The sequence below is a fragment of the Cytobacillus dafuensis genome, from assembly GCF_007995155.1.
Classification (GTDB): Bacteria; Bacillota; Bacilli; order Bacillales; family Cytobacillaceae; genus Cytobacillus; species Cytobacillus dafuensis.
Window position 1 is genome coordinate 1,811,555 of record NZ_CP042593.1, and the last position, 13,370, is coordinate 1,824,924.

Below are 13,370 nucleotides of genomic sequence, written 5' to 3' on the forward strand. Positions count from 1 at the left end.
TTACATTTTAATCGTAAATATATTGTGGCAGAAATAAAAGAATTTTAATAAGGGGGGAATATAGATGAGTGTCATTGAAAAAAGTAGGATACCAAGTAATGGGATTCAGTATGTTAAAAAGATATTTTATATTGATGAATGTAATCAAAAAGTGAATTCAAACTGCATTTTGTACAATATGAGGAAAAGGATTGGTTAGTGATGGAATTATTCGGAATTCCAATTCAGACTATTTATCTATATACGCTAATCATTTCAGGAAGTTTAATAATCCTTTACCTATTTTTAGGAGATGTTGTTGAGGGAATATCAGAAGCGACGGGATTTCTTAATCCTGTACTAGTTCTTGCTTTTTTAACCTTTATGTCTGCCATCGGCTATTTACTTGAAGCTTTCACAGGTCTCAGCAGTATCCTGATTATTGTCATCTCTAGCATTGCCTCATTGATATTAGACACCTTACTTAATGTTTTTGTACTTATACCATTAGCAAATGCAGAAGAATCACTTGTATATACAGAGGATTCTTTAAAAGGAAGAATAGGGGCGGTAATCATCCCGATACCTGAGAATGGATTTGGTGAGGTTTTGATTGATAGCATTAGCGGTAGGATCTCCAAGCCCGCTACTAGTTTTGAAAATAAAGAGATTGAGGAAGGAAAAAAAGTTCTTGTGATCGATGTTAAAGATGGTGTTCTGTATGTGGTGCCACATAACCAATATTAGATCGGAGGAGAGTATATGCTCACAATATGGATAGTGATTGGAATTGTTGCATTTTTAGTAATTGCTTTATTAGGAATCTTTATTACAAAGTATAAAACGGTAGGTCCCGACGAAGCTTTAATCGTAACAGGGAGCTATTTAGGAAGTAAAAATGTACATGTAGATGAATCTGGGAATAAAATAAAAATAATTCGCGGAGGAGGTACGTTTGTCCTACCTGTATTCCAGCAATCGGAGCCTTTAAGCTTATTATCTAGTAAACTAGAAGTCTCCACACCAGAGGTTTATACGGAGCAGGGTGTTCCGGTTATGGCGGATGGAACAGCCATTATAAAAATTGGCGGTTCAATTGGAGAAATTGCAACCGCGGCTGAACAGTTTCTTGGAAAATCGAAGGAAGACCGAGAAAATGAAGCGAAAGAGGTACTTGAAGGTCATTTGAGATCGATATTAGGTTCGATGACAGTAGAAGAAATCTACAAAAATAGGGATAAATTTTCTCAAGAGGTTCAAAGGGTTGCATCTCAGGATCTTGCAAAAATGGGACTTATTATCGTCTCATTTACCATTAAAGATGTTCGTGATAAAAACGGCTATTTAGATTCATTAGGTAAACCGAGAATTGCTCAAGTAAAACGGGATGCAGATATAGCTACTGCTGAAGCAGAGAAAGAAACACGCATTAAACGTGCTGAAGCTGATAAAGATGCCCAAAAGGCAGAGCTTGAAAGAGCAACAGAAATCGCAGAAGCAGAAAAAGAAAACCAAATGAAAATGGCGGATTATCGCAGGGAGCAAGATGTCGCAAAGGCTCGTGCTGACCAAGCCTATGATCTCGAAACGGCGCGTTCCAAACAGGAAGTAACTGAGCAGGAAATGCAAATTAAAATTATTGAGCGTCAAAAACAAATTGAACTAGAGGAAAAAGAGATATTAAGAAGAGAACGTCAATACGATTCTGAAGTTAAAAAGAAGGCGGATGCTGATCGATATGCTGTTGAGCAGGCAGCTGAAGCGGAAAAGAAAAAGCAATTTGCGGAAGCGGATGCTAATAAATATCGTATCGAGTCTCAAGCTCGTGCTGAAGCAGAGAGAGTTAGAGTGGATGGTTTAGCGAAAGCAGAATCTCAGCGTGCACAAGGGGAATCAGAAGCTGATATTATTCGTCTAAAAGGTCTAGCGGAAGCTGAGGCGAAGCGGAAAATTGCAGAGGCATTTGAACAGTATGGCCAGGCAGCTATTATGGACATGGTATTGAAAATGCTACCAGAATATGCGAAGCAAGTGGCAAGCCCGCTTTCTAATATTGATAAGATAACAGTGGTCGATACTGGAAGTGACGGAACAAATGGTGGAGCAAATAAAATAACTGGCTATGCAACAAATCTTATGTCAACGATGCAGGAAAGCTTAAAAGCATCTTCTGGAATTGACTTAAAGGAATTGTTAGAAAATTTCTCCGGAAAAGGTAATGTTCGTCAAAGTATTAACGAGCTAACAGAAGAAATAAAGCATAAAAAAGTAGTAGACGGAAAAGACGAATAATCCCCTGAATGGCGCCAAATATATAATTGGCGCCATTTTTATTAAAATGGCTGTGTTAAAGCTTAGTATTGAAAATGCTATTTTGGCTAATAGGAAATTTTAAGTTTATTAAAGTACTAAAGTAAAGTGTGTTTTTAATTAAATATCTGCTAATAAGATCGCATAAGAAAAACTAAGACATTCACCAAAAAGGACTTGGATAACGCCGAGTTTTTCTAATTGTTGATTCTCGCTGCAGGCGCGAGATCCTCGGAAATGCATTCGCATTTCCTTCGTGTGGTGATTACTCTAGGAAGTTTATTCTCAATGTCCTGTGGAAAAAGCGAGTCAAAGGGAGACCCCGCTGGAGCGCTCTTCGACGAGGAGGCTTCCGACCACCCGGAATCGCTATGTGCCTGCAGCGAAAATCAACAAGGAAGTTTAAATAACTTTTTTGAATTATAGAAGCGGTTTGTTCCGAAGACGCTTGCGCTTTTCCTATAAGCTTGTACTAATGAAAGAACCCAAAAATTGTGTGTTCGTCTATCGCACAATCTTCCTTTATTGAATAGGATATATAGAACCAAACAAAGGAGGTATTTGGATATGTCAGATGGATGCTGCGGAATAGGTGGAGGTTTCGCTCTACTAGTTGTATTGTTTATCTTGTTAATCATCATTGGCGCATCTTGGGGTTACGGTGGATACGGTGGTTTTTAGTAGTACAAAATTTTAAAAATGTTAGGAGGAATAGGATTATGTGGTATGGCGGCTATGGTTATGGCGGCTGCGGTTTCGGAGCATGCGGCTTTGGCGGAGGTTTTGCGTTAATTGTTGTATTGTTTATACTTCTTATTATCGTAGGCGCAGCTTGTTTTAGTTTTTAGATAATTAATTATTGAAGCAGGAGGGAAAGCTTTCCTGCTTTTTTCTTTTTAGTAAAAAAACAGACCCATTATGGAAAATGGGCCTGACGAAAATTACTAAATAAGACTATCTCGGTTTTCTGCTTTTTTTTTATTATCGTCTTATTTATTATTTTCCTTCTTTTTCTTCTCGTTAATATACAGTTTTCCTTCAGCAACTTTACGTGTTTCATTGCCAAAATCATCAGTTACTTTCACTTCGATCTCAGCTCCAGCTGCTTTTACATTTGATGTGGCTGTATAGTAACCAACATAATGTCCTGGAGAAGTTTCCGTCATAGGTAGCTCTGTTGCATTAGCAAGATCTCCGGCATTTGTTAATGGCATTCTTATGGCAAAGGTTGCTTTGAGCCCAGGTGCACTGTCAAATTCAATTTTTACAGACTCACCCTTCTTCAGTTCTTTATCTACTTTTGGAACAAGATTTTCTATAGCTGGGGCTGTGTAAGTAGCATGAATCGTTACTGTTTTCTCCACTGTATTTCCAGCTTTATCTTGAGCTACTACTGAGATAATGTTTTCACCTTCATTTAGAATGATACGAAGAGAGTATTTGCCATCTTTAATATTTGCCTTTTGTCCATTTACTTTAACAGAGTCTAAATGCTCATCAGAAACCGTTCCTTCAACTGTTACTGTTTCCTTGTTCGTTTTGGACTTATCTTCTGGTGAGGTAATTTCTAGCTCAGGATTCGTTTGGTCAAAAATGACTTTTACAGGATTAGAAGCATCAGTTGATCCTAAATCTGTAGTCACTTTTGCCGTTAAGACATTCTCCCCTTCTGTTAATGTAACCTCTGAAGAGAATGTTCCCGCATCAGTTGTTTCTGTAGTGGCAATTTCTTCACCTTTATTGAAGAGCTTGATCGTTGTCTTAGGTGTAGAAGTACCTTCAACTGTTACTTTTCCTTCATTAGTATAAGATCCGTCTTTAGGTGAAGTAATAACTGGTGCTGTCACTTCATAATTGACAGTGGAACGGATCATATAGTTTCCTTCTGCCACAGGTGATGGGGACCAGGCTCCTCCGACAAGCTGCCAGCTTCGCTTCGCATTTGTTCCGTCCTCATCTGTTCCTAAGCCAGGAGCATTTGGATTTGGTACGCTTTGGATGTAAACCATGTAGAAATCACCGTTTACCATGATACCGTGTTCGCTTAAATCAACATGTGTCCATTCACCGTTCCTTAGAGCGGTTGCATCGAATGGTCCGGCAAGTTTCTTACCAGGAGCTCCATCTGGACCGCTTGCATCATATACTTCAACCTTGAATGCAGTACCGCCTGGAACTGGCCATGCAGTATCCCAGAAACGGAATAATCCACCAGTAACCATGGCACTTTTATGTCCTGCTGCCAGCGACATTTTAACAGCCCAGCCATTGCCGGCATCATAGAATGCACGTGCATTTTCGGCTGTTCCGTCATCATAGCCAATTTCACCAGGGTATCCGATAAATGGCTTTAACTGTACATTTTGTTCTATTGAGCCTTCACTAATTGTAATTTCGATTTCTTGACTATAGTAAGACGGTGCCATTACTTTTAATGTATAGGTACCTTCATAGGCTGTTAATGAATATTGACCGTTTGCATTTGTTTCTACCGGTTGAACAGCTGCATCCTCAACTAAAAGAAGCGTTGCATTTGCAATTGGTTCACCCGTAGCCTTGTTTGTAACGGTACCAGTAACTGTTCCTTGAGGAATTGGTTCGAGTACAAAGTTAGCAGTAACTTCACCATCTTGCGGAATATTTACAGTCTGAGATTGAGAGCGATAGCCGTATGCTTCCGCTTGAACAGTAAAGTTTCCAGATGCATGTGTAAATTCATATGATCCATCTTGAGGCTTTGTGAATACAGATCTTCCTGATTCTAAAATACTTACTTCAGCTGTTAATGGAAGAAGAGCAGGTAAAGCCTGTTTTTGGCTGCCTTCATTCTTCGCAATTGCATCCTTCGCAGGTACAATTTTGTTTGGATCTACTTTTTCATCCTTTAAAGTGTCTTTAGAGTCATTTGTAGCAGTATCTGGTTTTGTAATATCAAGCTGTGCATTATTAGATGCCTGAAGAGGAGTGTTAGCCAAACGTACATCATCAATGTACCAGCCTGGTCTAACTACAGAACCGTCAGTTGTTACGTTAAAACCAACATAGATTCTTTGGCCGGCATATTCACTTAAATCTACTTGGCCATTTATCCAGCCAGAAGTAATATCATTAACACGAAGTTTTTGCGTCCAATTTACCATATCAGTAGAAACGAAGACATGGCCATAATCATAATTTCTTTCAAGGTTATGCCATTGTTTAAATTGTAAGAATGCATTTCCCTCTGGCAGGTCAATTGGCGGCATTAGTAATGTCATGTTCGCTCTGCTATCATAATTTCCTGAAAGATTTGTCGCATATACTTTTTCTCCAGAAGCTGCATTACCAGGTCCAGAAGTTGGAACTCCCCATTGCCAGCTGTTATTTGCCCCATATGATGTCCAACCAATTGGATTCGATTCAAAATCTTGAGAATATCCGATTGTGATTCCAGGCTTTACGGAAACTCTGTACGTATCTGTTACAACTTCGTTTCCTCCGAAATCATTGACTTTCCATTTGTATGATAAAGATGGAGCAACAATATCCTCTCCAGGGATTACAGCCTTATAGGTTCCATCTCGGAAATCTCCAGACATTCTACTTGCTTGAACAGCTGCCCAGCTGCCGTCTGCTTTTAAGTATTCGAGGACAACATTCAATACACTAACATTGTCAGTTGCCTTCAATTCTAGAGGCAGGTCCATTCCTGCGTATGTTTCTTGAGGTGCTTGATGTTCTACTCGAGGTGCTTCACTGTCATTTCCTTCCTTCGCCACTTGGCCTTTGATTTTTCCAAGACCGGAAATAACAGATGAAACAGCATCGAAAGCATTAACGAGACCAGATCCGAAGCCATTATTTGGTGATTCAGGATATGTTCCGTTTGTTAACGGTGTAGCTGTGTTCATTAAAATTTCTTCGATTTCATCCACGGTTAGGCTGGAGTCAACTTGGCGAAGCATAGCTGCAACTGCAGTAACATGTGGTCCAGCCATTGAAGTACCATTCCAGCCGCCTTCATAGTTGCTTCCTGGGACAGATGAACGTATATTTACACCTGGTGCAGCAATATCAGGCTTGATTTCTCCATATGGTGATGGACCTTGAAGGGAGAAGCTTCCTAATCCATTATTGATATCAGTTGCTCCTGTAGCAAAGGATTCTGGATAGTTAGCAGGGTTGGCAATGGAGCCTGGTCCGCCAGGATTTCCTGCTCTAGTGTTTCCAGCAGAGAATTCTGGGAAGATTTCTGCAGCCTTCCAAGCTTGAACCATTGGACGATACCATTCATCAAGACCTGGCCCTCCACCCCAAGAGTTATTCACAACATCTGGTGCCTTTTCAGGATGAGGATTTCCAGCAGCATCCTTTGGTGCTAAAATCCATTCTCCAGCTTCTAGTAAGTCTGCATCGGTTCCCCCATTAGCTGTAAACGCTTTTACGGCAATCCATTTCGCACCAGGAGCAACTCCGATTTGGTTAGCCCCATTTGGCTCAGAACCGACCATTGTTCCCGTTGTATGTGTTCCATGTCCGTGATCGTCATATGGGGCTGATCTTCCTGCTGTTGCATCTAACCAGTTGAATTCATGTGAAGGAGAATTTGGATTGGCTGGATTATAGCCACGATATTTTTCTTTCAATGCTGGGTGATCCCACTGTACACCTGAATCAATAGAAGCTACAACTGTACCTGAACCATCTATACCCATTTCCCAAACAGCTGGAGCACCAACTCGTTCGATATTCCATTCAATCGAGTTTGTATTAGCTTTAGGTTCTTTTCCAAGCTGCATAGATGGTTTTTCTGCAACTTTCTCAGGGATATGAAGTTGTCTAATTTCGTTTGGAAGTACTTTTTCTACTTCTGGGAAGGCAGCAACTTGTTCCATAACATCTTTCGTTGCTGTAACTGCGATAGCATTAACAATGTAGAAGGATTGGATTTCTTTTGCTTTACCTTCTTTTTCCTGCTTTTGGAGGAAGTCTGCTACAGAGCCTTGTGTTTCAATAGCAGCTGATCTTAGTGAGGAAAGGACTGCTGATCGCTTCATGTATTTTGTTTTTGCAGGAGTAAGGTTTTGATTTAATGCATTTTTTTCAGCATTTTTTGCTGCTGCTGCAGGATCAGCTTGTTCCTTAAATTTAATTAAGAAAGTGACTTGATCTTGCTTATCGAATTCATCTTGTAATCTGCTGCTAATTTTGTTTTTGGTTGATTCAGTTGATGATTTTTTTAAAGAGGTGTGCGGTGAATTATTTGTTTGTGCATGCCCCATATTTGGAAACATGAGTGGGAGAATCAAAAATGCGATCAACATGATAGGTTGCCAACGGAAACTTACTTTTCTTTTTTTCTTCAAAAAAATTCCTCCTCATCAGTTTGATAAATACAAACATTTAATGCTATCCCCTGTTAGAAAATAACCACCTCCAGTTGGGGTAAAAAGAAACCCCTTTGTTAATAGAAACTTTACCTAATGAAAAAAAAGAAAGTTGTCGAATATTCACGAAGAAAAAGTGTGCTAGATTAAAATGATAGGAATGAATTAGAAGTAAAAAAGTCATATAGTCTAAAAGATTCAGGGAAATATCAATCTACTTAGCTAAAAATGCTCTATTTACAATAGAAAGCCATTATTTGAATAATGATTTTTGAAAAAATAAGAAGAAGGGATGTAGAGGTATATTTTCATAAAAGTCACATGGTGAAAAGGGAAGGGATCTTTAGACACTAAGTATTTTGGCCTAATAAAAAATACATTTGAAATTATTAAATAGAAATAGTAAAAAAGTTATGTAACTTTTTGGAAAATAGAGAATAATAAGTAAAAAGATAAAAGTAACAGACTTAAAGGATTATTTACAAAAATTTCTAAAAAAAGAGTCCATTTTCCTACATTCCGAGAAAGTATAGGAAAATGGAAATAGACACCTCTGCACATGCAAGAATATAAGGAAAAATGGTACTGGAAAGTATTTCTAATGATTGGTATTGTAGACAATATTACATAAGAATTGAGTAAATACTTTGGGACAATTAAAGCCGGATTTCCTTATATGTGTCACTGATGAATTTTTACTTTTGGAGTTAGATATTTCTCAAAATAACTGTACATAATGTGTTTCCTTTTTCAAACTAATTCGTCTAACAATATGCTTGAGGGGAGCGGGCGAAATGAAAAAAGTTTCTTCAGAGGCTTTTGAACAACTATACAATGAATATAGCGATAAAATTTACGGTTTTATCTTTCTCCTAGTTAATGACAGAGAGGTGGCTGAAGATTTAACTCAGGATACCTTTATTAAGGCTTATAAAAATATCAATCAATTTAATGGCGAATCTCAATTATTCACATGGCTCTTTCGTATTTCCAGAAATGTGACGATCGATTATTTACGGAAAAAACGTTTGTTAAAGTTTTTTTCGATAGAAAAGTACCAATTTGAGTCTGATCAACAGACGCCTATAGAGATTGTTATGAAAGGTGAAGCGACGACCATTTTATACGAGGCAATATGTAAATTAAAACTTAGCTATCAGGAAGTACTAATTCTAAGGAAAATCAAAGAGCTATCCATAAAAGAAACAGCTGAAATATTAAACTGGAATGAAAACAAAGTAAAAATTACTACGACAAGAGCCATAGCAGCATTAAAAAAAGAATTAATGAAAAGGCGGGAAAGCAATGAAGAGGTCATCTGAATGTGAGCTGTCATTTCAGGATTTGAATGAAATTCCTCGTTCAAGCCGGCAAAAACAGCAAACCTTTCAAAAAATTATGCTTGAGAAAAGAAGAGAGACTGAAACTAAGAGGCTATTACTTCCGAAAATTTTAACAGGTATTGTCTCGCTCGCAGCGTGCTTTCTATTTGTGTTTATCATTTTTACCGAAACGAACCTCAATAGTGGTGCTAATTTGAAAACGAGTATTGAAGGGAAAGAAATTGTCCAAATGGGTTTAGCTTTTTCGAAGTCGGAAACTTCTTTTATACCAGTTAAAGAGGAGAGACAGAAAAATATTTATATAATAAATGATGATAATTGGAGTAAAATGGTTTTTGATATGATAAAAAATGCAGAAAAAAGTACTATCAAACCAGTATTTGATCCATCTTATGACTTGATGCTCACACTAGAGGGGCCTGAAATATTGAAAATAAAGGTTTGGGAAGAAGAAGGAGATTTATATATAAAAGAACTGAGCGAAGATGAATATTATTATGTTTCAAAGGAAAAAAGCGAAGTATTTTTTAAGTATGTAAATTCATTACATCATAATATTGAAAAGCCAAAATAACACCGCTAATTAAAATCCTTAAAAAATCGGCAAAGCGATAGGCTAAGCCGATTTTCCTTTTATTTAATAATGCAATATTTACTCCAATATCCATCAACACATACATAGTACTTTGGATCTTCACTAACTATTAATTTTGTACATACCCAGCAGAGTTTATCGGCATTTGACGAATTATCTTCATCAAGACTATTTGATAATTCTCCCGACCATTCAAGATCTAGTTTAAGGATTTGTTCTAACTCCGTTTCCACCGTGACTTCATTTACATCAGTTACTTCGGTTATTTCGGCAACCTCAACTTTCTCATCATTCGTTTGAACGTTATTTTTCGGTGATGCAAAGGCTTGATTAGTGATTGCTAATAGGAAAACAAGCAACATAAAAACGGACCTTTTCATTTTTATCCCCCTAAAAATATTACTAAATTACATTAATAGAATAACTTATTTTTCCAATTATTAAATGATTCATAACGCTTATATTATCATGGTTCTTACTATCTATTGTGAATATTCTGAATAAAAATAGTGAGGAATTCTTCCTATTAATTCCTCGAAATCCATGGTAAAGATTGAGGTGTGGAGTGTATTGCTGATCTATGTTACGGTTAAATATGTTGACAAGGCAGTTGATCGTAAATTCAACGATCTGAAAGTAACCAACTAAATCATTGGTACACTGACAAACCGTAAATATAGGAGGAGATAAGATGAAAATGCTTGCAGCTTTTATAGCAGGTATCATAATGCTCTCATTCCAATTTGGTCAATCAAATAATCATCGCACTTATGCGGAAACATTAGATAATGTTGATATATATACTGTAAAAAAAGATGATTCTCTTTTAAAAATTGGGATGAAGTATGGAGTTTCTGAGCTTGAACTAAAAAAGATTAACCATAAAAAAACGGATAAAATTTATCCAGGTGAAAAGCTCATACTACCAAAGTCTATTACAAACGAAGAAAAGGATCTTCTTGCAAGACTAGTTCATGCAGAAGCAAAGGGAGAACCATATGAGGGAAAGGTAGCTGTTGCATTAGTCGTATTAAACCGAGTAGAAGATGATCGTTTCCCGGATACGATCAAAGATGTAATTTATGAAGAAAGACAGTTTGAACCAGTAGATAATGGGTCGATCAACGAGCCAGCAGATCAGGAAGCACAAAAAGCAGTAATGGAGGCACTTGCCCTGCAAGGTCAGGGAAATGATTCAGTCTACTTTTATAATCCTGATAAAGTAAGCAATACTTGGCTTAGCACAAGAACAGCTACAATGGTCATTGGCAATCATCAATTCGCAAAGTAATGCCTAGCGGTTGTCCCATAAGGTGTCAGGCATCCACATCATACAATTTATCTAGAATCTCACTCGTTTACTGATACTAGATATTGTTCGTGGTGCCTGACACCTTTGCTTTTAGGACACCCTCCATTTTTTTATTAACAGAAAAGGGGCAATTTCCCTACTATAAGTAAAGATTTCACATAATCATTTTAAATTTATTGGTTCGCTTTTCTTCCATTCCTTAAATTTTTCCAATTCACTCGAAAGTTGTTTTATCGCAAATGATAAGACTGCAGCATCATCTAATATACCAAAGCCAACAATAAAGTCAGGAACAATATCTATTGGAGAAACAAAATATAATATCGAAGCAATGATGAAAACGATCGACTTCTTAGAAATATTTTTATAATCACCATTAGACCATGCTTTTATTAAATCAATGAGAAGGTGGAAATTTCCCCATATATTTTTTAGAGATGTTTTATTTTTGTTTGCTTTTCTGATTGTTTTCTTTATAAGGCTCGCTGTTTTTTCTGGATGATTAGCATAATCCTTTGCAGCTGATTTAAAAATCTTATAGCCTGATTTACCATAATTTTTTTCCTCCATTTTTCTCACCCCTTTAATAAATTTCCTAACACTATTATTTACAAATTATAATCGAAACACATATTATTTTTTACTAATACGCTAAAAAAATCGTTACTTGTTCTTCATTCTTTGTAATGACAGAGTAGGTCCATGGAACAAAAACGGCTGAAAGTGCAATCTGATCGTAATGATCTTCGAATTACTTATAAATGAAATAGCCTTGCAATCTGTTTTTCAGCGAGATAAAATTAAAGTTATGATTAAATTTGATAGTCAGTGAGGAAACAAGATGGGAACGAATTTTAAAGATGAAGTATTATCACGTAGGACATTTGCAATCATATCCCACCCGGATGCAGGGAAAACAACCTTAACAGAGAAGCTGCTTTTATTCGGGGGAGCTATTCGAGATGCAGGTACTGTCAAAGGGAAGAAAACAGGGAAATATGCGACCAGTGACTGGATGGAAATTGAGAAGCAGCGTGGAATCTCAGTTACTTCCAGTGTCATGCAATTCGATTACAATGGTTCAAGAGTAAATATACTTGATACACCAGGTCACCAAGATTTTAGTGAGGATACTTATCGTACTTTAACAGCTGTTGATAGTGCTGTTATGATTATTGATTCAGCGAAGGGAATCGAGGAGCAAACATTAAAGCTCTTTAAAGTTTGCCGCATGAGGGGAATTCCGATTTTTACCTTTATTAACAAACTTGACAGGCAAGGAAGAACTCCTTTAGAACTGCTTGCTGAGCTTGAAGAAGTAATGGAAATTGAATCATATCCAATGAACTGGCCGATAGGGATGGGTAAGGAGTTTCTTGGAATATATGATCGTTTCAATAAGCGAATTGAACAATTTCGTGTTGATGAAGAAAGTCGCTTTATTTCCTTAAATGAAGATGGGGAAATTGAAGGTGACCATAAACTAAAGGATTCCGGACTTTATGATCAAACCTTAGAAGAGATTATGCTTTTAAATGAGGCGGGAAATGAGTTTTCAGTTGATAAGGTGAAAAATGGAGAGTTAACGCCTGTCTTCTTCGGAAGTGCCTTAACGAATTTTGGGGTTCAGACTTTTTTAGAATCGTATTTACAGTTTGCTCCGCCACCACAATCTCGAAATTCTACTGTAGGTAAAATTGATCCTCTATCTGAGGCATTTTCAGGATTTATTTTCAAAATTCAAGCAAATATGAATCCAGCTCATAGGGATAGAATCGCATTCTTAAGAATTTGTTCAGGTCGGTTTGAAAGAGGAATGTCTGTGAACATTCCGAGAATTGGCAAGCAAATCAAGCTTGCACAATCTACTCAGTTTATGGCTGATGATCGCAGTACTGTTGATGAAGCAGTTAGTGGAGATATTATAGGAATATACGATACAGGAACATATCAAATTGGGGATACTCTTACATCTGGAAAAGATAATTTCCAATTTGATCGTCTACCACAGTTTACCCCCGAGCTCTTTGTAAAAGTTTATGCGAAAAATGTTATGAAGCAAAAGCATTTTCATAAAGGAATTCAACAGCTTGTTCAAGAGGGGGCAATTCAGCTTTATAAGACTGTTAAAACAGAGGACTTGCTACTTGGAGCTGTTGGACAGCTGCAATTTGAGGTATTCGAGCATCGCATGAAAAATGAATACAATACGGAAGTAATAATGGAAAGAATCGGTTCCAAAATAGTCCGTTGGGTAGAAGGCGATGAAGTAAATGAAAACCTTTCAAGTGCAAGAAGTCTTCTTGTACATGATCGTTTTGATAAGAAAGTATTTTTATTTGAAAATGATTTCGCCCTGCGTTGGTTCCAAGAAAAAAATCCAGATGTAAAATTATATAATCCAATGGATTCAGAGTATTAAGCTAATCCAATTTTTGTTCTCAAATATAAAAACGGTTTCCTTC

At 37.2% G+C, this 13,370-nt stretch carries 12 protein-coding genes; 9 read left to right on the forward strand and 3 right to left on the reverse strand.

Annotation, left to right across the window (positions count from 1 at the left end; all coding sequences use genetic code 11):
* Positions 1 to 64 precede the first annotated feature (64 nt).
* The 5 genes from FSZ17_RS23900 (at position 65) to FSZ17_RS08595 (ending at position 3,137) form a co-directional block, all read left to right on the forward strand.
* Positions 65 to 199, forward strand: a complete 135-nt coding sequence (locus FSZ17_RS23900; RefSeq protein ID WP_267128900.1) for a hypothetical protein — start codon at positions 65 to 67, stop codon at positions 197 to 199.
* Positions 200 to 201: 2 nt separating this feature from the next.
* The gene (locus FSZ17_RS08580; RefSeq protein ID WP_057774088.1) at positions 202 to 726 is read left to right on the forward strand and encodes an NfeD family membrane protein; all 525 of its coding nucleotides are present in this window, start codon (positions 202 to 204) and stop codon (positions 724 to 726) included.
* Between the two features lie 15 nt (positions 727 to 741).
* On the forward strand, positions 742 to 2,271 hold the full coding sequence (locus FSZ17_RS08585; protein WP_057774086.1) for a flotillin lipid rafts scaffold protein FloT: 1,530 nt from the start codon (positions 742 to 744) through the stop codon (positions 2,269 to 2,271).
* Positions 2,272 to 2,856: 585 nt separating this feature from the next.
* Positions 2,857 to 2,970 carry a YjcZ family sporulation protein gene (locus FSZ17_RS08590; RefSeq protein WP_082625316.1) on the forward strand — a complete coding sequence of 38 codons (114 nt, stop codon included), beginning with the start codon at positions 2,857 to 2,859 and terminating at the stop codon, positions 2,968 to 2,970.
* A 38-nt stretch (positions 2,971 to 3,008) separates the two neighbouring features.
* Positions 3,009 to 3,137, forward strand: coding sequence for a YjcZ family sporulation protein (locus FSZ17_RS08595; protein ID WP_146846428.1), 129 nt, complete (start codon positions 3,009 to 3,011; stop codon positions 3,135 to 3,137).
* Between the two features lie 141 nt (positions 3,138 to 3,278).
* Here FSZ17_RS08595 and FSZ17_RS08600 read toward each other — a convergent pair whose 3' ends face one another.
* The gene (locus FSZ17_RS08600) at positions 3,279 to 7,634 is read right to left on the reverse strand and encodes a S8 family peptidase (protein ID WP_057774082.1); all 4,356 of its coding nucleotides are present in this window, start codon (positions 7,632 to 7,634) and stop codon (positions 3,279 to 3,281) included.
* Between the two features lie 815 nt (positions 7,635 to 8,449).
* On the opposite strand from FSZ17_RS08600, the gene FSZ17_RS08605 reads away from it, so the two are divergent.
* Positions 8,450 to 8,977, forward strand: a complete 528-nt coding sequence (locus FSZ17_RS08605; RefSeq protein ID WP_057774080.1) for an RNA polymerase sigma factor — start codon at positions 8,450 to 8,452, stop codon at positions 8,975 to 8,977.
* Positions 8,961 to 9,572 (forward strand): hypothetical protein, encoded by a 612-nt coding sequence (locus tag FSZ17_RS08610; protein ID WP_057774078.1) that lies wholly within the window; start codon positions 8,961 to 8,963, stop codon positions 9,570 to 9,572. Before FSZ17_RS08605 ends, FSZ17_RS08610 begins: the two co-directional genes overlap by 17 nt.
* A 59-nt stretch (positions 9,573 to 9,631) precedes the next feature.
* Here the strand turns inward: FSZ17_RS08610 and FSZ17_RS08615 are convergent, their stop codons facing one another.
* Positions 9,632 to 9,973 carry a hypothetical protein gene (locus FSZ17_RS08615; protein WP_057774076.1) on the reverse strand — a complete coding sequence of 114 codons (342 nt, stop codon included), beginning with the start codon at positions 9,971 to 9,973 and terminating at the stop codon, positions 9,632 to 9,634.
* A gap of 311 nt (positions 9,974 to 10,284) precedes the next feature.
* Between FSZ17_RS08615 and FSZ17_RS08620 the strand changes: the two genes are divergently transcribed.
* Positions 10,285 to 10,884, forward strand: a complete 600-nt coding sequence (locus FSZ17_RS08620; RefSeq protein WP_057774074.1) for a cell wall hydrolase — start codon at positions 10,285 to 10,287, stop codon at positions 10,882 to 10,884.
* 183 nt (positions 10,885 to 11,067) lie between these two features.
* Here FSZ17_RS08620 and FSZ17_RS08625 read toward each other — a convergent pair whose 3' ends face one another.
* Complete coding sequence (locus FSZ17_RS08625) at positions 11,068 to 11,475, reverse strand: YkvA family protein (protein ID WP_228460308.1); 408 nt, start codon at positions 11,473 to 11,475, stop codon at positions 11,068 to 11,070.
* A 271-nt stretch (positions 11,476 to 11,746) separates the two neighbouring features.
* On the opposite strand from FSZ17_RS08625, the gene FSZ17_RS08630 reads away from it, so the two are divergent.
* A complete protein-coding gene (locus tag FSZ17_RS08630) occupies positions 11,747 to 13,327 on the forward strand; it encodes a peptide chain release factor 3 (protein WP_057774070.1) in 1,581 nt (526 codons plus the stop codon).
* Positions 13,328 to 13,370 lie beyond the last annotated feature (43 nt).

Coding starts and splice junctions, on each gene's coding strand:
- FSZ17_RS08580 (WP_057774088.1), top strand. CDS start 202: ATGGAATTATTCGGAATTCCAATTCAGACTATTTATCTATATACGCTA.
- FSZ17_RS08590 (WP_082625316.1), top strand. CDS start 2,857: ATGTCAGATGGATGCTGCGGAATAGGTGGAGGTTTCGCTCTACTAGTT.
- FSZ17_RS08605 (WP_057774080.1), top strand. CDS start 8,450: ATGAAAAAAGTTTCTTCAGAGGCTTTTGAACAACTATACAATGAATAT.
- FSZ17_RS08595 (WP_146846428.1), top strand. CDS start 3,009: ATGTGGTATGGCGGCTATGGTTATGGCGGCTGCGGTTTCGGAGCATGC.
- FSZ17_RS08620 (WP_057774074.1), top strand. CDS start 10,285: ATGAAAATGCTTGCAGCTTTTATAGCAGGTATCATAATGCTCTCATTC.
- FSZ17_RS23900 (WP_267128900.1), top strand. CDS start 65: ATGAGTGTCATTGAAAAAAGTAGGATACCAAGTAATGGGATTCAGTAT.
- FSZ17_RS08585 (WP_057774086.1), top strand. CDS start 742: ATGCTCACAATATGGATAGTGATTGGAATTGTTGCATTTTTAGTAATT.
- FSZ17_RS08630 (WP_057774070.1), top strand. CDS start 11,747: ATGGGAACGAATTTTAAAGATGAAGTATTATCACGTAGGACATTTGCA.
- FSZ17_RS08610 (WP_057774078.1), top strand. CDS start 8,961: ATGAAGAGGTCATCTGAATGTGAGCTGTCATTTCAGGATTTGAATGAA.
- FSZ17_RS08625 (WP_228460308.1), bottom strand. CDS start 11,475: ATGGAGGAAAAAAATTATGGTAAATCAGGCTATAAGATTTTTAAATCA.
- FSZ17_RS08615 (WP_057774076.1), bottom strand. CDS start 9,973: ATGAAAAGGTCCGTTTTTATGTTGCTTGTTTTCCTATTAGCAATCACT.